Origin of the sequence: Flavobacterium sp. (assembly GCF_039595935.1) — a bacterium.
Lineage (GTDB): Bacteria > Bacteroidota > Bacteroidia > Flavobacteriales > Flavobacteriaceae > Flavobacterium.
This window is the reverse complement of record NZ_JBCNKR010000006.1, coordinates 984,642-1,008,657: the sequence shown is the minus strand read 5'-3', so window position 1 is coordinate 1,008,657 and position 24,016 is coordinate 984,642. Positions and strand designations below refer to the sequence as shown.

Annotated in this window: 18 protein-coding genes; 13 read left to right on the top strand and 5 right to left on the bottom strand. The window is 34.4% G+C overall.

Annotated elements, in window-relative coordinates:
- Positions 1-29: 29 nt before the first annotated feature.
- From ABDW27_RS14235 to ABDW27_RS14225, 3 genes are read right to left on the bottom strand one after another with little or no spacing between them, the layout of a single operon-like run.
- Positions 30-842: a SusE domain-containing protein gene (locus ABDW27_RS14235; protein ID WP_343696511.1), complete on the bottom strand. Its 813-nt coding sequence runs from the start codon at positions 840-842 to the stop codon at positions 30-32.
- A 23-nt stretch (positions 843-865) separates the two neighbouring features.
- A complete protein-coding gene (locus tag ABDW27_RS14230; RefSeq protein ID WP_343696510.1) occupies positions 866-2,473 on the bottom strand; it encodes a RagB/SusD family nutrient uptake outer membrane protein in 1,608 nt (535 codons plus the stop codon).
- A 37-nt stretch (positions 2,474-2,510) separates the two neighbouring features.
- Positions 2,511-5,486 (bottom strand): TonB-dependent receptor, encoded by a 2,976-nt coding sequence (locus ABDW27_RS14225; RefSeq protein WP_343696509.1) that lies wholly within the window; start codon positions 5,484-5,486, stop codon positions 2,511-2,513.
- A gap of 235 nt (positions 5,487-5,721) precedes the next feature.
- On the opposite strand from ABDW27_RS14225, the gene ABDW27_RS14220 reads away from it, so the two are divergent.
- The 13 genes from ABDW27_RS14220 (at position 5,722) to ABDW27_RS14160 (ending at position 22,485) form a co-directional block, all read left to right on the top strand.
- A complete protein-coding gene (locus ABDW27_RS14220; protein WP_073413069.1) occupies positions 5,722-6,753 on the top strand; it encodes a LacI family DNA-binding transcriptional regulator in 1,032 nt (343 codons plus the stop codon).
- Positions 6,754-6,926: 173 nt separating this feature from the next.
- Positions 6,927-8,444 (top strand): MFS transporter, encoded by a 1,518-nt coding sequence (locus ABDW27_RS14215; protein ID WP_343696508.1) that lies wholly within the window; start codon positions 6,927-6,929, stop codon positions 8,442-8,444.
- A complete protein-coding gene (gene pgmB / locus ABDW27_RS14210) occupies positions 8,437-9,096 on the top strand; it encodes a beta-phosphoglucomutase (RefSeq protein WP_343696507.1) in 660 nt (219 codons plus the stop codon). Before ABDW27_RS14215 ends, pgmB begins: the two co-directional genes overlap by 8 nt.
- 69 nt (positions 9,097-9,165) lie before the next feature.
- A complete protein-coding gene (locus ABDW27_RS14205; RefSeq protein WP_343696506.1) occupies positions 9,166-11,469 on the top strand; it encodes a glycoside hydrolase family 65 protein in 2,304 nt (767 codons plus the stop codon).
- Between the two features lie 28 nt (positions 11,470-11,497).
- Complete coding sequence (locus ABDW27_RS14200; protein ID WP_343696505.1) at positions 11,498-13,612, top strand: glycoside hydrolase family 97 protein; 2,115 nt, start codon at positions 11,498-11,500, stop codon at positions 13,610-13,612.
- A gap of 173 nt (positions 13,613-13,785) precedes the next feature.
- Positions 13,786-15,651, top strand: coding sequence for a glycoside hydrolase family 13 protein (locus ABDW27_RS14195; protein WP_343696504.1), 1,866 nt, complete (start codon positions 13,786-13,788; stop codon positions 15,649-15,651).
- A gap of 279 nt (positions 15,652-15,930) precedes the next feature.
- A complete protein-coding gene (locus tag ABDW27_RS14190; protein ID WP_343696503.1) occupies positions 15,931-17,592 on the top strand; it encodes an alpha-amylase family glycosyl hydrolase in 1,662 nt (553 codons plus the stop codon).
- A gap of 145 nt (positions 17,593-17,737) precedes the next feature.
- Positions 17,738-18,415 carry a glycerophosphodiester phosphodiesterase family protein gene (locus ABDW27_RS14185; RefSeq protein WP_343696502.1) on the top strand — a complete coding sequence of 226 codons (678 nt, stop codon included), beginning with the start codon at positions 17,738-17,740 and terminating at the stop codon, positions 18,413-18,415.
- Positions 18,416-18,492: 77 nt separating this feature from the next.
- Complete coding sequence (locus ABDW27_RS14180; protein ID WP_343696501.1) at positions 18,493-19,701, top strand: NAD(P)/FAD-dependent oxidoreductase; 1,209 nt, start codon at positions 18,493-18,495, stop codon at positions 19,699-19,701.
- A 6-nt stretch (positions 19,702-19,707) separates the two neighbouring features.
- Positions 19,708-20,355, top strand: coding sequence for an HAD family hydrolase (locus tag ABDW27_RS14175; RefSeq protein WP_343696500.1), 648 nt, complete (start codon positions 19,708-19,710; stop codon positions 20,353-20,355).
- 5 nt (positions 20,356-20,360) lie between these two features.
- Positions 20,361-20,933 (top strand): Crp/Fnr family transcriptional regulator, encoded by a 573-nt coding sequence (locus tag ABDW27_RS14170; RefSeq protein ID WP_343696499.1) that lies wholly within the window; start codon positions 20,361-20,363, stop codon positions 20,931-20,933.
- Between the two features lie 61 nt (positions 20,934-20,994).
- Positions 20,995-21,663, top strand: coding sequence for an MBL fold metallo-hydrolase (locus ABDW27_RS14165; RefSeq protein WP_343696498.1), 669 nt, complete (start codon positions 20,995-20,997; stop codon positions 21,661-21,663).
- Positions 21,664-21,744: 81 nt separating this feature from the next.
- Positions 21,745-22,485: a hypothetical protein gene (locus tag ABDW27_RS14160; RefSeq protein WP_343696497.1), complete on the top strand. Its 741-nt coding sequence runs from the start codon at positions 21,745-21,747 to the stop codon at positions 22,483-22,485.
- On the opposite strand, the gene ABDW27_RS14155 is transcribed toward ABDW27_RS14160, so the two are convergent.
- Both ABDW27_RS14155 and ABDW27_RS14150 read right to left on the bottom strand, forming a co-directional pair.
- Positions 22,469-23,386 (bottom strand): tetratricopeptide repeat protein, encoded by a 918-nt coding sequence (locus ABDW27_RS14155; RefSeq protein ID WP_343696496.1) that lies wholly within the window; start codon positions 23,384-23,386, stop codon positions 22,469-22,471. The two genes, ABDW27_RS14160 and ABDW27_RS14155, sit on opposite strands and share 17 nt — an antisense overlap.
- 111 nt (positions 23,387-23,497) lie before the next feature.
- Positions 23,498-23,974 (bottom strand): TspO/MBR family protein, encoded by a 477-nt coding sequence (locus ABDW27_RS14150; protein ID WP_343696495.1) that lies wholly within the window; start codon positions 23,972-23,974, stop codon positions 23,498-23,500.
- Between the last annotated feature and the right edge of the window lie 42 nt (positions 23,975-24,016).

The window sequence follows — 24,016 nt, the reverse complement described above, 5'->3', positions numbered from 1 at the left end:
ATAGCCCCTTTTGTATATTACATCAGAAACTAGTCTAATGTTATAGTTTTTGCACCATTGTCAATTGTTAGAACTCTTGGTCCAGTTGGTCCAGTATATTTAAAGTTACTGTCACCATCATTAGCATTTACTAACTCCGGATCGATAGTAAATCCTGCATTTGAATAGTAAGTATAGTTATGGCTAGCATCCCAGTTACCATCGCTTGTAAAGTTGTTTCCTAAGAACTCTCTAAATGCTTCTCCGCTTTTAAGAACAATAGTTACTTTATAAACATTTGTTGTACCAACTACTAATGGGAATTCAGTTTCAGCATCGCCAGCCCATGTCCATCCACCTGGAGTTGCAGCTCCAACTAACCAGTGAGAACTTGCTAATGGTACGTGGTATGGAGTAGCAGTAATTGTATAAACATTAGAGTACTGAGGAAGTCCAGAAGCTCCTACAACAGCTTTAATACGAATATCAACTTTGTTTGCTTCTTTTTCAACAAAACCTCCATTAACTAATGCAGAGTTTAACTCAGATACTGTTAAAGCTACAAATCTTTCTGTAGTATTTGTAACAGTTACAGGCGTTGCGAAGTTTGTTCCCTGTTTTGCAACTTCTACAGTGTAATTTACAACTGTTTGTGCGCTATATGATGCATCATCCCATACAACAGTCGTTGCTACTTCATTTTCAGTTTCTTTAGAAAGAACAATACTGAAATCAGATTTTGGGGTTAATAAAACCGGAGCAGTTGTAGCTTCGATTACTGGTCTGTCTTCAACGTCATCTGCATTACATGAAACTGCTAAAACACCGATGAAAGCGATTAAGATTTTATGTATATTTTTCATTTTTAATATTTTTATAAGGTTAGTTAGTATCCTGGATTTTGTTTTAAAGTTGGGTTTGCTTGTATGATTCTAGAAGGAATTGGCATTAAATCTCTATAAGACTCTGTAGCAATTCCGTTTATAGAACCACCTTTCCATTGCCAGATTTTAGAGGCTCCAGTAAATTTACCAAAACGAATTAAATCAGTTCTTCTGTGGCATTCCCAGAATAATTCTCTTCCTCTTTCATCTAAAATAAAATCAAGAGTTAATTGAGATGCATTAATTGTAGCTGCATTTGCTCTTGTACGAAGCTGGTTAATATAGCCAACAGCAGTTCCTGTATTTGCAGATGCTGCCCCTCTTGCTGCCGCTTCAGCATACATTAAATATACATCAGACAATCTAAACATTGGGAAATCTGTATCAGGAATATCGTTTCTTTGTGCCGCAGAACCATCAGATTTTTTGTTGATGTATTTCGTTACTGCATAACCATCTGTAAAAGTTCCAACATTTTTAATATCTTTTGACTGACCATTTGTATAGAAAGTTCCTCTCTTATCTCCAGTTGCAGTTTCATCAGGGAATAAATTCACAAACTCTCTACGAGTTCTGATTCCCTGCCATCCACCATCCATACCTCTAGATGATGCATCCATACTTCCACCGATAGAAGCGTGAAGGATAAAACTCATTCCTCCTCCAGTTGCTCTGATAGCGTTTCCATCACTGATAACTGGGAAAATAAATTCAGACTGAGCGCCATTCACATCATTATCAGCAGAGAATAAATAACTGTAAGGTACATTTGCAAATGTATATCCTGAATTATTAATGATATCCGCACAAACAGTACCTGCATCATTAAATTTGTCAACTCCAGTATAAACTTTTGAATTTAAGTAAAGCTGAGCTAATAAAAATTTAGCGGCAGTTTTGTCAACTCTTCCATATTCATTTGATCTTGGAGCGGCTAAGCTATTATCTAGATCTTTTAATTCTGATTCAACAAAAGCAAAAACTTCAGCTCTTGATTTTTGCACAGGATAAAAGAATCCAACCGGATCAGCTTCAGTTGTAATAGGCACATTTCCAAACAAATCCATTAAATTATAATAAGAAAAAGCTCTTAAAAACCGTGCTTCAGCTCTAAATGTAGCAATGTCAGCTTTTAAATTAGCATCAACACCTCTTGCAGTTAGCTTTTCATCAGTAGTTTGTCTTAAAAATTCATTAGCAACACTAATTTCATAAAATGCTCTAGAATATGTTCCTGCTAAAAACTCATTTGCAGGAGACCAGGTTTGAGAATTCAATGTTGGTAATGTCCCATCTGCCCATGCAATAATTGCTTCATCTGTAGTAAATTCCTGTGTTACAAAAAGTAAACGTAAGTAACTACTAAAATCTCCTCCAATTCCAGAAATATCTGGCTGACCGTCACCATCATTACCTCCAACATACAAACCAGCATATAATTTTGCTAAAACTTGTTTATATGATGCCGGATCCTGAAAGAACTGCTCTGATAAAAATTCATCATCATCTCCCGGAGTAACATCCAAGTCGCTCGTACATGAAGTAAGCGTCATATTTAATCCTAAAACAAGTAGGAAAAAATAAGATATATATTTAAATGATATTTTCATTTTGTGTGTTTTTAAAATTTGTTTTTTCAATATTCTACTAGAAGCTTGCATTTACTCCAAACAAGAAAGTTCTAGCTCTTGGATACACGTTGTTATCGATTCCGTTGAATCTTTCAGGATCTAAACCATTATATTTCGTAAGTACAAAAACATTCTGAACTCCCGCTGTAAATCTCAAAGAAGCAGCTTTAATTAACGATTTATCAAAAGTATACCCAAGTGTGATATTATCTAATTTTATAAAAGAGGCATCTTTTATATAGTAGTTAGATAAATAACGTTGTGTGCCATTATCTTCATATCTAAAACCTGTGTTTAGATAATCTGCACTCACATTTGATAAATCTGTATCTCTTCTTAATGCAGCATCAGAATATCCTAAATTAGAACTTACGTTATCGAAAATATAATTTCCTAAACTTGCTCTCCAGTTCATTGTAAAATCAAACTTTTTGTAGTTTAAAGTAGAGAACAAACCAAAAGTATAATCTGGAGCTGGTTTGTGGAATCTGTAACGATCTGAACCGTCAATTTTTCCATCACCATTTCTATCTACATAAGCACCCGCAATTGGTTTTTTATTTGAATCATATAATTGTTCATATACCAGAAATGACCTTGGAGCATACCCTACAGAGTTAACCTGAATTTGATTTCCAGATCCTCCTGCAATATTGTCTCCAGTTAAGTAACCCTGAAAACCAGGAACTGTAGTTCCTAAATTATCGATTTTTTGATCAATGTAAGTAGTATTAAAAGCAACATTCCAAGTTAAATTATCACTTTTAATAATATCAGACTGAATATTGAATTCAATACCTTTAGTCCTTACACTACCAATATTATATGTTCCTGAATTTCTAATATTTGCTCCGTCAGGTACTACTACATCTGCTAATAAATCACTTGATTTTTTATCAAAATAGTTTACTGTTCCAGTAATTCTGTCATTAAGAAATCCGAAATCAACACCCACATTCATCTCCGCTAATTCTTCCCATTTAATATTTTCATTATATCCTTCTGGTCTTGCAGTAGAATAAACCTGACCGCCAAAAATATACTGTGTATTAATTGTTCCAAGAGTTACTCTTCTTAAATAATCGTAAGCTGCAGTAATATCTTGCTGACCAGTTGTTCCATATCCAAATCTTAATTTAAGACTTGACAAAGTTTGATTATCTTTTAAGAAAGATTCTTCTGCTACATTCCACGCTAAAGCAACTCCTCCGAAATCTCCCCATCTGTATTTTTCTGAAAAACGAGAACTTCCGTCTCTTCTGTAATTCAGAGTTACCAAGTATCTGCTGTCATATCCTAAATTAACACGACCGAAATAAGACTGTAAATTAATGTCTGGACTTGTATTAACATCTGTATTAGGATTTGGCTGTCTCAACTCTCCAGATTGGTATCTTTCTCTTTGAAACAATTGATAGTTATAACCACCAGTAGCATCAATTTTAAATTTGCCTAAATCTTTAGTATAATTAAAATAAGCGTTCAAGTTTTTATTTTGAAGCATATCTGTATATTTAGAATAGTTTCCTAAATTCACATAGTCAGGACCATTAAATGGTTTTGGCTGATATCCTAAAATACTTTCTGTACTTACTGTAGTATTTCCGTTACTGTCAAATCTGTCGATTCCAGCTTCTACAACTGCTCTTAAATCTTCAAAGAAGTGAAATTTATAATCTAATCTAACATTTCCCCATTTTCTTGTTGAAGTAGCTCTTCTTTGATCTTGATTTAATCTTGCTACAGGGTTTCTTGCTGGTAATAATGGCACATTTCCATTAGATTCTAACCATTCGAAATATCCCCCGTAACGAGAACCTGCCTCATAAACTGATTGTGTTGGATCATATCCTATAGCACTTCCAATTACAGCTCCTTCGTCTTGAAATTGATTTTTACCAAAAGATAAGTTTCCGTTAACATCGATTTTTAAGTGATTATCAAATAAAACAGGATTTAACGATATCGATGTCGTAGTTCTTTCAAAAGAAGTGTTTCTTAGGATTCCAGGATTATCAACATTACCAACAGATAATCTAACAGGTAATTTATCAAATAAAGCTCCACTTACAGAGATATTGTTGTTGGTTGTTAAAGCAGTGTGGAAAATTTCATCCTGCCAATTTGTATTTGCTGTACCTAATAATGCTTTTTGAGCAGCAGACCCTTTTTCGTTAACTAACGCACGAAACTGATCAGCATCTAAAACATCAACTTGGTTTGCAACCGTGTTAATACCAACCTGAGAACTGAAATTAACTTTTACACCACCTTTTGCACCTTTTTTAGTAGTAATAACAATTACACCACTCGCAGCACGAGATCCGTAAATAGCCGCTGCAGATGCATCTTTTAATACTGTAAATGACTCAATGTCATTAGGGTCAATTGTAGATAAAATACTTGTAGCTCCACTAGGAACATCGTTAGTCAAAGGAAGTCCGTCTAAAACGATTAACGGCTCATTTGAAGCACTTAAAGAAGATCCTCCACGAATTCTGATATCCGCTTTTGCTCCAGGAGCTCCTCCTCCAACTACGTTTACACCAGAGATACGACCACTGATTAAACTTTCCGGAGTTACGTTGATCCCTTTGTTAAATTCTTTAGCAGAAATTTGAGATACAGATCCTGTTGCGTCTTTTTTCTTAACAGTACCGTAACCTACCTGTACAACAACCTCTTTAAGTTGATTAGTATCTTCTTCTAAAGAAACGTTAAGAGTTTTTTGTCCGGTGTAATCAATCGTTTGCGTTTTATAACCAATAAAAGAAACTACAATTTTGTTTCCGCTTTTAACATTTGACAGCTGGTAATTTCCATCAAATCCCGTAGATGCACCATTTGGAGCTCCCTGTACATTTACATTTACTCCCGGTATTGGCTGACCTGTTGCTTTATCTACAACAGTCCCGCTTAGCGTGTTTTGAGCTAACACAGTAAACGGCAACAATAGGAATAAAAATAACAACTTTTTGTAAATTGTTTTCATACTTTTTGTTTAAATTAGTTTGAGTTTGTGATTGTTAGTTAAGTTTTTAATTTTACTTCGAATTTCAAAATTATGAATTTATTAACATGCTCGACCAGACACAATTTTTATTGCTTTACGAAAACGTGGTAGTGTTGAAAACTTTCTATATTTTGTAATCTTTTAGCGTTAAAATTGTCAATTATAAAAATTTCAGATACCTTTATTATTAATTAGATTTTTTTCAATCCTCGCCATGAAACGCAAAATAACCTTAAAACAGATTGCAAAGGAACTTGACGTATCTATTTCAACTGTCTCAAAATCATTAAGAAACAGCCTTGAAATTGGAGAAGAAACACGTTTAAAAGTTCAGGCTTTTGCAAAGTTTTACAACTATAAACCCAACAATATTGCCCTTAGTTTAAAAAACCGAAAAACCAAAAGTATCGGCATTATCATTCCGGAAATTGTACATTATTTTTTCTCTACTGTAATCAACGGAATTGAACAGGTTGCTAACGAACATGGCTATAGTGTAGTGATCTGTTTGTCTGATGATTCCTTTGATAAAGAAGTCCTAAATATGGAAATGTTAGCCAACGGAAGCATCGATGGTTTTATCATGTCTCTCTCCAAAGAAACTCAGTTTAAAGGCGATTTTCACCACATTACCGAAGTTATCAATCAAGGAATGCCGGTTGTAATGTTTGACCGCGTTACCAATGATATATTATGCGATAAAGTAATTATTGATGATAAAGCAGCTGCGTATGAAGCTGTTCAAAGTTTAATTGACAGCGGACGAAAAAAAATCGCCCTGGTAACAACTGTAGATTATGTAAGTGTTGGTAAACTAAGAACCGATGGTTATGAAAAAGCACTTTTAGATAATGGAATTCCGTTCAATGAAGATTTAATTATTAAAATTGAAGATGTAGATACTTGCGAAATTACCATTAGTCAGCTTTTACACGACAGAGCCTTTGATGCTGTTTTTGCTGTAAATGAGCTTTTTGCAGTAACAATTATCAAAACGGCATCAAAAATGGGATTAAAAGTTCCTGAAGATTTAGCGGTTATTGCTTTTACTGACGGAATCATCTCAAAATATTCAACTCCAAGTATCACAACAGTAAGTCAAAGTGGCGAAAAAATGGGAAATAAAGCCGCTAAAATGCTTATTGAAAGACTTGAAGCAGAACACGATGATGACGAAGAGGAAAACGAAAACTACACAACAGAAGTTATAGAAACACATCTCATAAAAAGGGAATCTACTGACTAAAATTCTTAAAATCAACACATTCTAAAGCCATAAAAAACATTTATGGCTTTTTTATTAGCTTTAATAAAAAAATAATTTATACTTTTACGCCCGTCAAGGCTTTTAGTTTTACTTCGAAAAGAACAAAGTTTTGATAAGCAAAGCGCTTATCGTATAATTTTCAAATTACGATAATGGAAAAGCGTAAATTAAGTTTCTGGGAAATTTGGAACATGAGTTTCGGTTTCTTAGGAATACAATTCGGTTTTGCACTGCAAAATGCAAACACTTCTAGAATTTTTGAAACCCTTGGTGCTAAAATTGACGAAATTCCGATTTTATGGATTGCAGCTCCTGTTTCAGGATTAATAATTCAACCTGTTATTGGTTATTTTAGTGACAGAACCTGGACTCGTTTAGGAAGACGCCGGCCGTATTTTTTAATTGGAGCCGTTTTGTCTTCAATCGCATTATTCGTTATGCCCAACTCTCCTACTTTATGGATTGCGGCAGGAACATTATGGATAATGGATGCTTCAATAAATGTTTCTATGGAACCGTTTCGAGCTTTAGTTGGTGATAATTTACCAGACGAACAGCGTGCATTAGGTTTTGTAATGCAAAGTTTCTTTATTGGTACAGGTGCCGTCGTGGGGTCTATTTTACCTTATCTTTTCGCAAATTTATCTGATTTAAGCAATGTTGCTCCTAAAGGAATTATTCCAGACACCGTGAAATGGTCATTCTATATTGGCGGAATCGTTTTTCTACTTTCCGTTTTATGGACTGTTTTTAAAACAACCGAATACACTCCTGAAGAACTTCTAGCATTTGAAGCTAACAGTAAAAAAAACACAGAAGATATATCTAATTTAGAAGCTGAATCAGGCGTTACGACTAAAAAACAATTGCTTTTAGGATTATTATTTGCTGGCATTGGAGGATTAATTTCGTTTTTAATTTTTGAAAACAGCCTTGCTAAAGAATTATATATTCTTTTTGTAGGTCTAATTTTTATGGGTGTTTTATTTGTAATTGCATCTCAATTACGTACAAAAAAAGTTCAGAACGGTTTTACCATAATCATGACCGATTTATTGAATATGCCCAAAACAATGCAAAAATTAGCCTGGGTTCAGTTTTTCTCTTGGTTTGCGCTTTTCTCAATGTGGATTTATACGACACAAGCTGTTACAACACATCTTTTTCACACAACAGATACAACTACCAAAATTTACAATGATGCTGCTGACTGGGTTTCAGTATTATTTACGGTTTATAACGGAATTGCCGCTGCAGTAGCTTTCTTATTACCCGTTATTGCAAAAAGAATAGGCATTAGAGCAACACATTTACTGGCCTTATGCGCTGGAGGTGTTGGTTTAATTTCGATTTATTTTATTGGTGATAAGCAAATGCTAATTCTTCCAATGTTGGGAGTTGGGATCGCTTGGGCAAGTATTTTATCAATGCCTTATGCCATGTTATCTGGAGCTTTGCCTGCGGCCAAAATGGGATATTACATGGGCGTTTTTAACTTTTTCGTAGTAATTCCGCAAATCGTAGCCGCTACGATATTAGGATTTGTAATCAAACAATTCTTCCATAATGAACCTATTTACGCTCTAATAATTGGAGGTATCTCAATGATTTTCGCAGGATTATTGACTCTTAGGGTAAATAGTAAAACTAAAATTGAAATCCATGAATAATAAAAAAGCATTCATCTTCGATCTTGATGGAGTGATCGTTGATACCGCTAAATACCACTTTTTAGCATGGCAGAAAATCGCCAAATCGCTAAATATAAATTTTACGCATGAAGACAACGAACTTTTAAAAGGAGTTAGCCGCGTTCGTTCTTTAGACATTATACTTGGATTAGGAAATGTTCAGGCTTCTCAGGAAGACAAAGACAAATGGCTGATTCAAAAAAACGAAGATTACTTATCTTATTTAGTTGACATGGATGAAAGTGAGGTTCTTCCAGGGGTTTTAAAAGTCCTAAAGCTATTAAAAGATAAAAAACAAGGAATTGCATTAGGTTCTGCCAGTAAAAATGCAAGACCAATTCTAGAAAAAACAGGCGTTCTGTCTTACTTCGATGTTATTGTTGACGGAAATGACGTTACCAATGCAAAACCAGATCCTGAAGTTTTCTTAAAAGCGGCTCAATTATTAAATATTGATCCAAAAAATTCAATCGTATTTGAGGATTCTGTTGCTGGAATTCAGGCAGCAAACATAGGAAAAATGGTTAGCGTAGGAATTGGTGAGGAAAAAGTTCTACATGAAGCCCATTACATTTTTAAAGATTTCACCGAAATCGACCCAAGCTTTATCAACGACTTAATTAGTAAATAAGAAACTCGATAATTATCTAATTATCAAATTGGCACATTTTCTAATTAAAAAATTACCAAACTTAAACAAATGAATCAAGATTATATAAAACCAGACAATTGGTCCATTATCGAAGAAGGATTTGATGCCGAAAGAGTCAAATCGTCTGAAAGTCTTTTTAGTATCGGTAACGGCGCTATGGGACAACGCGCCAATTTTGAAGAATCCTATTCCGCAGAAACTTTCCAAGGAAGTTATATCGCTGGAATTTACTATCCAGACAAAACAAAAGTGGGCTGGTGGAAAAACGGTTACCCGAAATATTTTGCCAAAGTTTTAAACGCTCCAAACTGGATTGGAATTGACATTGAAATCAACGAAGAAAATCTTGATTTAAATACATGTACCGAAGTTAAAAACTTCCGCAGAGAATTGAATATGAAAGAAGGATGGTACAATCGTTCTTTTGAAGCAGTTCTAAAAAACGGAACTGAAATCGCTGTAAACGTTCGTCGTTTTCTTTCATTAGATTTAGACGAAGCCGGAATCATTAAATACGATATTACACCTTTAAATAAAGATGCAAAAATCGTTTACAAACCATACGTTGACGCTGGTGTAACCAATGAAGATGCGAACTGGGAAGAAAAATTCTGGGAACCGCTTGAAGTAAAAAAAGGCACAAACGAAGCTTTTGTAACGGCACAAACATTTAAAACGCATTTCAAGGTTACGACTTTCATGCACAATACGATTTTGGCAAACGGAGAAAACATTAATGTTTCGCCATCAACAATCGATTCAACAATCGATAAAGTTCAGTACACTTATGGAACCATTATTGCAAAAGGACAAACCTCATCTATCCAAAAAATTGGAGGTTATACAGTTTCTTTAAATCACGAAAATACTTTGGCTGCAGCCGAAAAAGTAATTAGATCTACTGTAAATTTAGGATATGATACTTTACTTCAAAATCAAATTGAAGCTTGGGCAAAAATCTGGGAAATGTCAGATATTACAATCGAAGGCGATGTAAAAGCACAACAGGGAATTCGTTTCAATATTTTCCAATTAAACCAAACCTATTCAGGAAAAGATTCTCGTTTAAATATCGGACCAAAAGGTTTCACTGGAGAAAAATACGGTGGATCTACTTATTGGGACACTGAGGCTTATTGTATTCCGTTTTATATGGCGACAAAAGACCAGCAGGTTGCAAGAAACTTATTGACGTATCGTTACAATCAATTAGACAAAGCGATTGAAAATGCTAAGGATAATTTAGGTTTCAAAAACGGTGCAGCATTGTACCCGATGGTGACCATGAACGGTGAAGAATGCCACAACGAATGGGAAATCACACACGAAGAAATCCACAGAAATGGTGCGATTGCTTTTGCCATTTACAACTATAACCGTTATACGGGCGATTACTCTTATATTCCAGAAAAAGGTTTAGAAGTTTTAATCGGAATTGCACGTTTTTGGCATCAAAGAGCTTCTTTTTCAAAAGAAAAAAATCAGTATGTGATTCTTGGAGTTACAGGGCCAAACGAATACGAAAACAACATCAACAATAATTTCTACACGAATTATATTGCAAAATGGTGCATTGATTTTGCCGCAGATCAAATCAATAAAGTGGCGTTGGAATATCCGGCAGATCACAAAAGAGTGATGGAAAAAGTTACTCTTTCACCAGCAGAAATTCAAGAGTGGAAAAAAGTTGCCGACAATATGTATTTCCCAGTTTCTGAAGAACTTGGGATTTATTTACAACAAGATGGTTTCTTAGATAAAGAATTAGTTCCTGTAAAAAATTTAGATAAATCACAGCGTCCAATCAACCAAAAATGGTCTTGGGATCGCGTGTTGCGTTCGCCATACATCAAACAGGCAGACGTATTACAAGGTTTTTATTTCTTCGAAGATCATTTTTCAAAAGAAGAATTAAAACGCAATTTTGAGTTTTACGAATCGTTTACAGTTCACGAAAGTTCGCTTTCGCCTTGCGTTCACTCGATTCAGGCTGCAGCTTTAGACAAAATGGACATGGCTTATACTTTCTATTTAAGAACTTCTCGTTTAGATTTAGACGATTATAATAAAGAAGTGGAAGAAGGTTGTCATATCACGTCAATGGCGGGAACTTGGATGAGTATTGTAGAAGGTTTTGGAGGAATGCGTGTTAAAAATGACCAATTGCATTTCTCTCCAAAAATTCCAAAAGAATGGAAAGGTTATACATTCAAAATCAATTTCAGGAATCAAATTTTGAAAGTATCTGTAAATCATGACGAAACAACTTTTACTGTAGATGGCGATCAAGATTTAACAATTATCGTTAATGGAAAACCTGTAATTGCAAGTAAATTTGTACAAATAAATTAAATTACAATACACTAAAAATCTAAAAAACATGAAAAACTTATTTTTCGCAAGTTTAATTTTGTTTGCGTTCAGCACCGTTGCAAAAGCGCAGCAATTAAAATCACCCGAAGGCAAGTTCGTAATGGAATTTTCTCTTCAAAACGACGGAACTCCAGTTTACAATTTAAAATACAAAAATAAAGAAGTTATTAAAACCAGTAAATTAGGTCTTGAACTTAAAGATGATAAAAAATCTTTATTGAATGACTTTACGATTGTAGACACCAAAACTTCTACTTTTGATGAAACTTGGAAACCAGTTTGGGGAGAAGTAGATCACATCAGAAATCATTATAATGAACTGGCTGTAACTTTAAACCAAAAAAGTACCGACAGACAAATCGTAATCCGTTTCCGTTTATTTGATGACGGACTTGGATTCCGTTATGAATTTCCAGCGCAAAAGAACCTTACTTACTTTGTAATTAAAGAAGAAAGATCTCAATTTGCGATGACTGGAGATCACACCGCTTTCTGGATTCCTGGAGATTATGATACTCAGGAATACGATTATACAAAATCAAAATTATCTGAAATCAGAGGTTTATCTCAAAAGGCATATACAGCAAACGTTTCGCAAAAATCTTTTTCTCCAACAGGAGTTCAGACTTCTTTGATGTTAAAAACGGCTGACGGAATCTACATCAACTTACACGAAGCAGCTTTAATTGACTATTCTTGTATGCACTTGAATTTAGATGATAAAAACTTAGTTTTCGAATCTTGGTTAACGCCAGATGCAAAAGGAGACAAAGGTCATATGCAGGCGCCAAATCACTCTCCTTGGAGAACGATTATGGTAAGCGATGATGCTAGAGAAATCTTAGCTTCAAAAATGACGTACAACTTAAACGATCCGTCTAAAATTGAAAATACTTCTTGGATTAAACCAGTAAAATACGTTGGTGTTTGGTGGGAAATGATTACAGGAAAAAGCTCTTGGTCGTACACAAATGATTTTCCAACAGTTCAATTGGGAGTTTCTGATTTTTCAAAAGCAAAACCAAACGGAACACACGGTGCAAACAATGCTAACGTAAAAAAATACATTGACTTCGCTGCTGCAAATGGTTTCGATGCTGTTTTGGTTGAAGGATGGAACGAAGGCTGGGAAGACTGGTTTGGACACTCTAAAGATTATGTTTTTGATTTCTTAACTCCTTACCCAGATTTTGATGTAAAAGGTCTTCATGAATACGCAAAATCTAAAGGTGTAAAAATCATCATGCACCACGAAACTTCAGGATCTGTGCGTAACTACGAGCGCCATATGGATGCAGCTTACAAATTCATGAACGATAACGGGTATGATGCTGTAAAAAGCGGTTATGTAGGTGATATTTTGCCAAGAGGTGAAAACCACTACAGCCAATGGATTGTAAACCACTATCAATACGCTATCGAAAAAGCAGCTGATTATAAAATTATGGTGAACGCTCACGAAGCGGTTCGCCCGACAGGAATTGCAAGAACGTATCCAAACTTAATTGGAAACGAAGCAGCAAGAGGAACAGAATACCAAGCTTTTGGAGGTTCTAAACCAAATCACGTAACGGTTTTACCATTTACACGTTTAATTGGAGGTCCAATGGATTATACGCCTGGAATCTTCGAAATGGATATCAGTAAAATGAATCCTGATAACAAATCGCATGTAAACAGTACAATTGCAAACCAATTGGCATTATACGTTACTATGTACAGCCCATTGCAAATGGCAGCTGATACTCCGGAAAACTACAACCGTTTTCCAGATGCATTTCAATTCATTAAAGATGTGGCTGTAGACTGGTCAGAAAGTAAATATATTGAAGCTGAACCAGGAGATTTTATCACCGTTGCCCGTAAAGCAAAAGGAACAAACAACTGGTTTATCGGGAACGTAAACGGAGAAACTCCACGTACATCAAACATCGATTTCAGTTTCCTTGAAAAAGGAAAAAAATACACAGCAACAATTTATGCTGATGCAAAAGATGCGCATTACAAAACAAATCCGCAAGCTTATACAATTAAGAAAATTGCTGTAACAAGCAAATCAAAATTATCGCAGCTTTCTGCTCCGGGCGGAGGATATGCAATAAGCGTTATTGAAACCAAATAACACCCTTAAAAGACAAGTAATTATCCCCAAAATTGCTTGTCTTTTTTTAATCTCTTATAGTTGTCCTGCAAGGTTTATAAAACCTTGTAGGTCTTCTAAAAACTTTACTTTACTCAATTCATACCTACAAGGTTTTATAAACCTTGCAGGAAATCGAACTAAAAAGAAAAACTATGAACAACCTAAAAATAAACCACCTTGTTTATAAATTAGCCTTAATGGTTTTGTTGTTTTCCGCTTCCGCGAAAGCGCAAATCCAAAAAGTAGAACCGCCATTTTGGTATGCAGGAATGAAAAATCCGGAACTGCAGATTATGTTCTACGGAAAAAACATTTCACAATATGAAGCTTCAGTTTCAAACAATGTTGTGATTAAAAATGTAGAAAAAACAGAAAACCCAAACTACCTTTTCGTAACCATCGATACAAAAGATGTAAAAGCTTCTGAATTGGTTTTCTCTTTCAAAAACAATAATAAAGTTGCTTTTAAACAAAAATATGTTCTGAAAGAAAGAAGAGCTAATTCGGCAGACAGAAAAAGTTACGATGCATCGGATTTGATTTACTTAATCATGCCGGATCGTTTTGCTAACGGAAATCCTAAAAACGACAGCGATCCTGTTTTAACTGAAAAAGTAAACCGTGCAGAACCAGGCGGACGTCACGGCGGTGATATCGAAGGAATCATCAAAAATCTAGATTATATTTCGTCTCTTGGTGCAACGACAATTTGGAGTACGCCTTTATGCGAAGACAACGACAAACAGCATTCGTATCATACGTACGGACAATCTGATGTTTACAAAATCGATCCTCGTTACGGAACAAATGACGATTACGCACGTCTTTCTGCAGAAATGCACAAAAAGAATATGAAACTGGTTATGGATTATGTAACGAATCACTGGGGAATTACGCACTGGATGATGAGTGATATTCCAACTAAAACTTGGTTCAATCAATTTGAAAATTTTACTCAAACACATCACAGACGTGAAGTAATTACAGATATTCATGCTTCAAAAACAGATCAGGAAGTTTGTGTTGACGGCTGGTTTGTACCTTCAATGCCCGATTTGAATTTAAGAAATCCTCTTGTTGAAAAATATTTAACTCAAAACGCTATTTGGTGGATTGAATTTGCGAATCTTGACGGTTTCCGCGTAGATACTTATAATTACTCAGATAAAACTGCGATGGCAAATTGGGCAAAATCAATTACAGATGAATATCCGAATTTTAATATTGTGGGTGAAATCTGGATGCACAATCAAGCGAATTTAGCTTTTTGGCAGAAAGACAGTAAAATTGGTGCAATTGAAAACTACAATTCAAATCTTCCAACTGTAATGGATTTTACGCTTCAAAGTCAGATTACTTCTACTTTCAACGAAAATGAACCAAGCTGGGACAACGGACTGATTAAATTCTACAACAATTTTGCAATGGATTTTCTATATCCAAACACTAATAACATTTTAGTTTTTTCAGAAAATCACGACACCGATCGTATGAACGATAAGTTCAAATATGATTTACCAAAATACAAACTGGCAATGACTTTATTGGCAACTGTTCGTGGAATTCCGCAAATCTATTACGGTTCAGAAATCGGAATGGGCGGTGATAAAGGAAAAGGCGGAGATGCCGATATTCGTCAGGATTTCCCAGGCGGATGGGCTGGCGATAAAAACAACGCTTTTACGGCAGCAGGAAGAACTAAAGAACAAGCAGCTTTTTTTGATTTCTCTTCAAAATTATTCAACTGGAGAAAAACAAATGAAGCGGTTCATTTCGGAAAAATGACGCATTATATTCCTGAAAACAATACTTATGTGTATTTTAGATATACAGATACTAAAACGGTTATGGTTGTTTTCAATAATAATGGAAAAGAGCAAGTTGTAAAAACAAATCGTTTTAAAGAAAGCATCAAAAGCTTTAAATCAGGAAAAGATGTTATTACAGGAAAAACATTTGATTTAGCTTCTGAAATTACTTTAGAACCAAAATCGGCTTTGGTTTTAGAATTGGAATAGGCCTAACCGCAAAGTTCGCAAAGACAAGCGCAAAGTTCGCAATATTTTTTGCCACAGATTAATAGATTATCACAGATTTAAAATCATTTTAATCTTTTAATCTGTGGCAAAATTTCAACAATATGTATGGTAGAGACGCACAGCAGTGCGTCTCCGCAAAGTTTATCCGCCACGAATTTCACAAATTTCCACGAATTAATTATCCATATTTAAATTTGTGAAATTCGTGAATTCGTGGCGGAACTTTTTTATTATAAATCTTCGTTAAATTTGAAATAAATGAAAAAATACATTTTCCTTTTTTTATCTTTAGTATACTTAACATTGAGTTGTTCTGGCTCAAAATCAGTTACAATGAATAATACTTCAAAAACACCTTTCGTTTGGGAAGGAGCAAATGTTTATTTTTTACTTACAGATCGTTTTTACAACGGCGACACTTCAAACGATGTCAATTTTAACCGAACCAAGACTCCCGGAAAACTCCGCGGATTTGAAGGCGGAGACATCATCGGAATCACTAAAAAAATCGAATCAGGATATTTTGAGAAATTAGGAATCAATGCCATTTGGCTTACGCCGATTGTCGAACAAATTCACGATGGGGTTGATGAAGGAACCGGATTGAGTTACGGTTTTCACGGTTATTGGGCAAAAGACTGGACGGCTCTTGATCCTAATTTCGGGACCAAAGAAGACTTAGCAAGTCTGGTAAAAAAAGCACACGAAAAAGGAATCAGAATAGTTTTAGATGGCGTAATAAACCACACAGGTCCAGTCACTCCCGAAGATCCTGTTTGGCCTTCAGATTGGGTTAGAACTGGTGTAGTTTGTGATTACAAATCGTTTGAAAATACAACGATGTGTACTTTGGTAGAAAATCTTCCAGACGTGAAAACCGAAAGCACTCAAAATGTAGAATTACCTCCTTTTTTAATCGAAAAATGGAAAAAAGAAGGTCGTTATGAAAAAGAAATTGCTTCATTAGATGAATTCTTCAAAAGAACTGGATATCCAAGAAGTCCGAAATATTACATTATAAAATGGCTTACCGATTATATTGTAGAATTCGGAATTGACGGCTATCGTGCCGATACAGTAAAACATACCGAAGAAGGCGTTTGGGCTGACTTTAAAAAGGAATGTGAATACGCTTTTGAAACTTGGAAAAAACATCATCCGATGCAGGTTTTAGACCAAAACCCATTTTATACAATCGCTGAAGTTTACGGTTACGGAATCAGCGGCGGACAAGATTATGATTTTGGTGATCGAAAAGTGAACTATTTCCAAAACGGTTTTAACAGCATGATCAATTTTGAATTTAAATGGAATGCCGCTCAAAGCGATTATGAAGGTTTATTTTCGAAATATTCGAATGCTTTAAATAATGATCTAAAAGGATATTCGGTCCTTAATTATATGTCTTCTCACGACGACGGTCAGCCTTTTGATGCCAATAGAACAAAAAGCATCGAAACAGCCAATAAACTATTGCTTTCTCCAGGAATGTCTCAAGTTTATTATGGCGACGAATCGAATCGTTCTTTAGTAATTGAAGGTACAAACGGTGATGCCACTTTACGTTCGAATATGAATTGGGACGATATTCAAAACAATCCTGAAACGCAGAAAACACTTTTGCATTGGCAGAAATTAGGTCAATTTAGAAGAAATCATCCTGCAGTTGGAGCGGGCGTTCACAAACTAATTAATCCGTATCCTTATACTTTTTCTAGAATATTTACCAAAGGTGCTTTTATAGATAAAGTTGTTATGGGAGTAGATTTACCAAAGGGCAGAAAAGAACTTCCTGTTGGCGATATCTTCCCAAACGGAATAAAACTAAAAGATACTTACTCAAATGAGGAAGTTGAAGTTATTGATGGAAAAGTGATTATCGACAATGATTTTGATATTGCTTTATTAGAAGAGATTTAAAACTTAACCGCAAAGGTCGCAAGGGAAAATCGCAAGGTTCGCAAAGGTTTATAAAATCTTTGCGAACCTTTTTAATATAAATAAAAAAACTTGTGCCCTTTGCGTAAAACTTTGCGACCTTTGCGGTTAGAAAAAACACTGCAAAATGCTAAAAATTGCACATCGAGGCGCCAAAGCCTATGAACCTGAAAATACTTTACAAGCTTTCCAAAAAGCCTTAGATTTAAATTCAGACGGAATTGAACTCGACGTTCATTTGAGCGCTGATGGGTATATAATCGTAATTCACGACGAAACCATCGATAGAACCACTAACGGAAAAGGAGAAGTAAACACTTTTACTTTAGCAGAATTAAAATCATTTTTGATTGATGGAAAATATCAAATTCCAACTTTAATCGAAGTTTTTGATTTGGTTGACAAAAAATGCATGATCAATATCGAATTAAAAGGCTTAGGAACTGCACCGAAAGTTGTCAACTTAATTGAAGAATATATTTCAAAAAAAGACTGGAATTACAATCAATTCATAATTTCAAGTTTTGATTGGAATATGCTGGAGGAAACATCGAATTTAAATCCAAATATTCCAATTGGTGTTTTAACAGAAGAAAACCTTGATACCGCTCTGGCTTTCGCCGAAAAAATCAAAGCAAAAGCCATTAATCCTGATTTTAATTTATTGAATGCTGAAAATGTTCAAAAAATGCAGCAAAAAGGATTTCTGGTTTTACCTTGGACAGTAAACACAAAAGAAGACATTCAAAAAGCAAAAAGTTATAATGTAAACGGAATTATCTCAGATAATCCAGACAAAATATAAAATCAGCTACGAGAAACTTTGTCAAAGTTCATCAGGATTCAATAAAAAATTCGTGAATTCGTGGCTAACAAAAAAATATGATCAAAAATTTCGACATAATCATCGTTGGCGGAGGCGCTGCAGGTTTTTTTACCGCAATTAATATTGCAGAGAAAAATCCGAAACTGAAAATCGCCATTTTAGAAAGAGGAAAAGAAGTACTTTCTAAAGTGCGCGTTTCTGGCGGCGGACGATGCAATGTTACGCACGCTTGTTTTGAACCCAACGAATTAGTAAAATTTTATCCTCGCGGCGAAAAAGAACTTCGAGGTCCATTTCATCAGTTTTGTTCTGGAGATACTATCGAATGGTTTGAAAAACATGGCGTCGAATTAAAAATTGAAGAAGACGGAAGAATGTTTCCTGTTTCCAATTCGTCTCAAACTATTATTGACTGTTTCCTTAAAGCAACTGAAAAACTAGGCATAAAAGTGCTGACTGGACAAAGCGTTCAGTCGATTTTCAAAAAAGAAAATCACTGGAAAATTGATACTCAAACCGATAATTACGCTACCGAAAAATTAGTAATGGCAACGGGAAGCAATCCAAAAATCTGGGAAATGCTTCAGGAACATGGACATGCTATTGTAAGTCCCGTCCCTTCCCTATTTACTTTCAACATCAAAGACTCCAGAATTAAGGAATTACCTGGCGTTGCGGCACAAATTACTGTTCATGTAAAAGATACCAAACTAGAATCGACAGGACCTTTGTTGATTACACATTGGGGAATGAGTGGGCCAGCGATTTTAAAACTTTCGGCTTGGGGCGCGCGTATTCTGCATGATAAAAATTATCAGTTTACAATTTTTGTAAATTGGTTAAATGATGTTGATACCGAAGATGCCGAAAAAATCCTAAAAGATTTAAAGCAAGAACACGCTAAAAAAGCAGTTTCAAAAAAATCTCCTTTTGACTTTCCGAATCGTTTGTGGGAAAGTTTGGTTTTGGCTTCGGGAATTGATTCTGAAACAAAATGGGCAGATTTATCTAAAAATCAATTACAGAATCTGACTTCGCAACTCACAAAAGCGGAATTTAAAGTCAACGGAAAAAGTACTTTCAAGGAAGAATTTGTAACGGCTGGCGGAATCGATTTAAAAGAAATCAATTTCAAAACCATGGAAAGCAAAATTCACGAAAACCTTTATTTTGCTGGTGAAATTGTAAATATAGACGCTATTACTGGCGGATTTAATTTTCAGAATGCCTGGACAAGCGGGTTTATTCTGGCTCAAAATATTTAATACAAAATGAAATTTAAAGGAATTATCTTTGATTTAGACGGAACTTTGGTCAACTCATTACACGACATTTCAGATGCGATGAACAAAGTACTTACCGCTCTAAGTTACCCTACACATGATTACGATACTTATCAATATTTTATCGGAAGTGGTTTAAGAAATTTGGTCAGCAAAGCTTTGCCGGCAACAAACAATTCTGATGATGAAATCGAAAGTTGTTTTGAATGTATGGTCGATGAATACACTAAAATCTGTACGCTGAAAACAAAACCGTATGAAGGAATTATTGAATTGTTAGAAAAACTGACTTCAAAAAACATCAAAATGGCTGTTTTCTCCAACAAAGCAGACGAATTAACCAAGAAAATAGCAACGGAATTATTTCCAAAACAATTCGATACAGCAGTTGGTTTGAGCACAGAAGAACTTAAAAAACCAAATCCGTTTGAAGCAATTGAAATCAGCAAAAAATGGAATTTAAAACCTGAAGAAATTCTTTTTGTAGGCGATTCTGATATTGACATGAAAACGGCTGTAAATGCCAATATGTTCCCTGTTGGCGTAACTTGGGGCTACAGAACCGAAGAAGAATTAAAAAACAGCGGTGCAAAAGTGGTTATTAATAACGCCTCGGAATTGGTAGACATTCTGTAAAAATCATGAATCCTTCTTTAAAAAAACAAATTTTGGCTATCGCTTCGTTTTCTGAAAAAGAAATTGAAATGATTGATAATTGTTTTCAATATGAAAATTTTACTGCTAAAGAATTTCTTTCTGAAATGGGAAAAACCAGCAGTAAAATCTTTTTTATTGTTGAAGGTTTGGCGCGTGTTTATTACTTAAAAGACGGAAAAGAAATTACCACTTACTTAAGCTGTGATGACGGTTTTATTGCATCGTATTCCAGTTTTATAAACCAATCTGTTTCTTTTGAAAATATCCAATGTATCGAAGACTGTGAAGTTCTTTCTATCACTTTCGAAAAAATGCAATTTTTGTATAACGAAATTCCAAATTGGGAACGTGTCGGAAGAATTCTCGCCGAGCAGAATTATCTTTGCATGGCAGATCGTGTTTTAAAACTTCAAATGATTCCTGCCAAAGAAAAATACCAGACTTTTTTAGCTTCGGCTCCAGCCAAAATAATTCAACGAACGCCTTTAATTTACATCGCCTCTTTTCTTGGAATAACTCCAGAGTCGCTGAGCAGAATCCGTCAGAACATTTCTTAACATTTATCAAGTGAGTTGAAGAACGGAATTCAAATCTTTGCCAAAATAAAATTTGAAAAAGATGAAGAATATTGCCAAAGACGTTTACCAAATTCCCTTATTTCCAAGAAACGCCATAAATTGTTATTTGATTGAAGATGTTTTAATTGATGCCGGAATTCGCAGTTCAGCATATACAATTTTAAAAGCAATTAAAGACAAAACCGTCAACAAACACGCCTTAACTCACGCTCACGCTGATCATCAAGGAAGCAGTAAAACAATCTGCGAAACTTTGAATATTCCGCTTTTATGCAGTGAACCCGAAAGAGAATTCGCCGAGAACGGAAACGTAATTACAGAATACCCAAATCCGAATCATTTAATTTCAAAATTTCAGAAAAACTTCTGGGCAGGAAAAGGAACTCCTGTTTCTCAAACCTTAAAAGAAGGTGATCAAATTGGCGGATTAACGGTTATTGAAACTCCCGGACATTCTAAAGGTCATTTGTCTTTTTTCAGAGAAAAAGACGGCGTTTTAATCGTTGGTGATGTTATGACAAATATGAATTTGCTCACTACAAAAGTTGGCCTTCACGAACCGCCGCATTTATTTACTTCAGATCAAGAAACGAATAGAAAATCAATATTAAAACTGGCTTCCTTAAAACCTAAAATATTATGTTTTGGTCATGGGCCGGTTTTATTTAATAATGGCGAATTAGAAAAGTTCTGTTCGAAATTACTATAACATTCTTAACAAGAATTTACATGTTCTGTAAGTTTTCGTTAAGAGTATTCTAATAATTTTACTCTCAACTAATTAATCCTTATGAAAGTAAAATTACTAACCACAATTTCTTTTTTCACTTATCAGCTAAGTATTTCTCAAAATGAAAAATTATTAAACGGAAAAGTTCTTTCACAGAATATTCCGCTTAATAAAGTAGAAGTAATTAATAAAACTGCCAAAACCAGTACAAGAACAAACGAATTTGGCGAATTTTCGATTCTGGTGCGTCCACAAGACAGTCTGCTTTTTTTCTCCAAAGATTATTTTTTCAAACGGTTAAAAATTTTTCAGGAAAATATAGATCAAAATAATATCGTTGTAAATATGATTTTAAAGCCAGAAGAATTAGATGAGGTTGTAATTACAAAAATAAAATTTCCTCATGTTGGTCCTTCTCAGGAAGTTTCGGATTCGATCGCATTACAGAGAGCTTCTCGTGATTTACGAAAATATACTGGCGTCTATGATGGTACTATTACAAATGGAATGAATTTTATGGCAATGGGAACAGGTATTTTAGGCTTGTTTAAAAAAGAAGACGCCACGAAGCAAAAACCTAAAAAGAAAACTCCCGAATTGGATTTCATAACATTCGTAGAAGCAACTTGTCCTTTAGATTATTTTACCAAAGATTTAAAATTAAGTCCGGATAAAAAGGCACTTTTCCTTCAATTTTGTGAAGCCGACCCACAATCGGCAGTTATTTTAAAAAAGAAAAATATACTTTACACAATGGATTTTTTATTTGCTAAAAACGAAGAATTTAAGAAGTTGAAATAGTTTTTTTCAACTTCTTCCATTTTATAAATACCACTGCAAAAACTATTAATACCATAAATAGAATTATTGACAAAACGATTAAACCTGTTTCTATTTGATAAACGTAATCTAAATCAATGCCCTTTTTAGTTTCTCTAAGAAATTTAAGTTTCCTGCCAAATTCTATTGTTTTTCCTTGATAATATGCTGCCTTTCCCTGAGCGCTAAAGACCATTCTTGCAACAATTAAATCATTATCAAATCCATAAACTCTTGCTTTATTATAAATTCGAAGTGCATTTTCATGTTCTCCAATTAACTGTACAAGATTTCCTAATTCAAAAAGTAAAATAGAAATAATTTCATCTTTTGGTCCAATAAATGACATTCTCTCATTTACCTGAAAATAAATTTCCTTTGCTAATTTTTCTATTTCTTCTTTAGTTAATTTAGTCTCAGGGCTGCCAGCAGTTCCGAAATTAGTATTGATTAAAAATTGCCCTTTAAGATTAGATGAATTCAGAATCTTAGCTTCTAATATTTTTAAATGAAGCCATTCAGAACCATTATGAGATTTCGGGTTTATTTCGATTGATTTTTTAATCCAATTATAAGCTTTTTGATTTTCTCCCATTAACTCATAAAGCGTCCCTAAATTTGATGCTGTAGAATATCTATTAGGATTTGTTTTTTCAATATTCAAATACAAATTTAAAGCTTCGTCGTATTTTTTCTGAATAATTAAGACATAACCTTTATCAGATAAATAATCGATATCATTCGTTTTTTTGTACAAACTATCAAGTTCTTTTAGTGTTCTAGGGAAATCTGCAGTAACGAAATTATGACCATGAGGAACCAGCCCTCTGTAATCGAGATAAGCATAAGCTCCGTTTTTAAGAATCTTGGTTTCGCCATTCAAACATGCAAAAGTTTTAAAAGAGATTAAAACCAAGACAACAACAAAAAACTTCAATTTATTCATAAAGTATATTACGTAAAGAATTAAACTTAAAACCTGAAACTAAAACATCTATTTATTCAACCACCAAATACTAGCATTCAAAACAGCTGCAAAGGCAACCCAAGCTAAATAAGGAATCAATAAATAACCTGAGATTTTATTAATTCTGATGAATTTTAAATAAGTTTCATAAATCATAAGCCATAAAAGAATAATTTCTATTAAAGCCAAAAGAGGGTTTTTCAATCCGAAAAATAAATAAGACCAAATCGCATTGAGCGTTAACTGAATCAAAAAGAAAAGAAGTGCTGTTTTTACTTTTTCGGTTTGCACTTTTATTTTGTCCCAAACTAAAGCCGCAGCTATCGCCATAAAAATATAAAGTATTGTCCAGACCGGCATAAAAATCCAATTTGGCGGATTAAAAACGGGTTTTACAATAGTTGGATACCAGCTTTCTACACTCGGTCTCGTTACTGTACTTGCAGAATATCCTACTGCTAAACAAATAATTAAGGCTATTATAATTTTAACGATCTTGTTCATTTTCATAAATTTTGTATCCAAAAATAATCAAAAGAAATTTGG